Annotated in this window: 1 protein-coding gene; it reads left to right on the top strand. The window is 66.7% G+C overall.

Going from position 1 to position 1,490, the window contains the following annotated elements:
• The first annotated feature begins 69 nt into the window (after nucleotides 1–69).
• Nucleotides 70–1,482 carry an IS30 family transposase gene (locus Vau01_RS62945; RefSeq protein WP_373320517.1) on the top strand — a complete coding sequence of 471 codons (1,413 nt, stop codon included), beginning with the start codon at nucleotides 70–72 and terminating at the stop codon, nucleotides 1,480–1,482.
• Nucleotides 1,483–1,490 lie beyond the last annotated feature (8 nt).

Below are 1,490 nucleotides of genomic sequence, written 5' to 3'. Positions count from 1 at the left end.
GGGCGAATTCAACTGATTGTCGCAACACCTCGATCACGGAGGTATGCGATGGGACTCGGCAAGAAGCAGATGCCTGCGGCACCGGCGGGTGGGCGGCGGCAGTGGGCGGCGGATCGTGCTCTACGACCGCCGATGCGTTCACCGGGGCGGCCGGAGCCGTCTCGTGCGGTGCAGCGTGACTTTTGGCGGCAGATCGCGTCAGGCGTGACGACGGTGGAGGCCGCGGAAGCCGTTGGCGTGTCGGGACCGGTCGGGATCCGGTGGTTTCGCCACGCTGGCGGCATGCCGCCGATCAGTATGGCCGAGCCCACGGGCCGCTACCTGTCATTCGCCGAGCGCGAGGAGATCGCGCTGCTGCGCGCCCAGGGCGGCGGCGTGCGTGAGATCGCCCGCAGGATCGGACGCGACCCCGCAACGATTTCACGCGAGCTGCGCCGCAACGCGGCGACCAGATGCGGCAAGCCGGAATACCGGGCTCTGGTGGCGCAGTGGAAGGCGCAGCAGGCCGCGAAGCGCCCGAAGACCGCGAAGCTGGTGAGCAACGACAGGTTGCGTGAGTACGTCCGGGACCGGCTCGCCGGGACCGTCCGTCGACCCGACGGCACGATCGTCACCGGACCCCCAACGCCGGCGTGGAAAGGGCTGAACAAGCCACATCGGCAGGACAGGCGCTGGGCGACGGCGTGGAGCCCGGAGCAGATCTCGCATCGGCTGCGGGTCGACTTCCCCGATGATGAGTCCATGCGCATCAGCCACGAAGCGATCTACCAGTCGCTGTTCATCGAGGGACGCGGCGCGCTCAAGCGTGAGCTGGTCGCGTGTCTGCGCACCGGTCGGGCACTGCGGGTTCCCCGGGCGCGGTCACGGAACAAGCCGCACGGGCATGTCACCGCGGATGTCGTCCTCAGTCAACGCCCCGCCGAGGCCGAGGATCGCGCGGTCCCGGGACACTGGGAGGGGGATCTGATCATCGGGACGGGCCGGTCCGCGATCGGCACGCTCGTTGAGCGCAGCAGCCGATCCACGCTTCTCGTTCATCTGCCTCGATTGGAAGGCTGGGGCGAGAATCCACCCGTGAAGAACGGCCCTTCGCTCGGCGGCTACGGCGCCATCGCGATGAACACAGCGCTGATGACATCGATGCTGAAACTACCCGCGCAGTTACGCAAAACCATCACCTGGGACCGCGGCAAAGAACTCTCCGCGCACGCGCAGTTCGCGCTCGACACGGGAACGAAGGTGTTCTTCGCCGATCCGCATTCGCCCTGGCAACGACCGACGAACGAGAACACGAACGGGCTGCTGCGTCAATACTTTCCAAAGGGCACCGACCTGTCCCGGTGGACGTCGGAGGACCTCGAAGCCGTCGCCTTGGCGATCAACAACCGACCCCGCAAAGTCCTCGGCTGGCGGACTCCGGCAGAGATATTCGAGGACCAGCTACACTCACCGCAAAAGAAAGGTGTTGCAACGACCGGTTGAACTCACCC

The organism is Virgisporangium aurantiacum (assembly GCF_016863635.1).
GTDB lineage: Bacteria > Actinomycetota > Actinomycetes > Mycobacteriales > Micromonosporaceae > Virgisporangium > Virgisporangium aurantiacum.
Note: the sequence above shows the minus strand (reverse complement) of the source record. Positions and strands in the feature narration are given on the sequence as shown.

What these genes read in the sequence shown, in the direction of transcription:
- Vau01_RS62945 (WP_373320517.1), top strand. Translation starts at nt 70, where the DNA reads ATGCCTGCGGCACCGGCGGGTGGGCGGCGGCAGTGGGCGGCGGATCGT.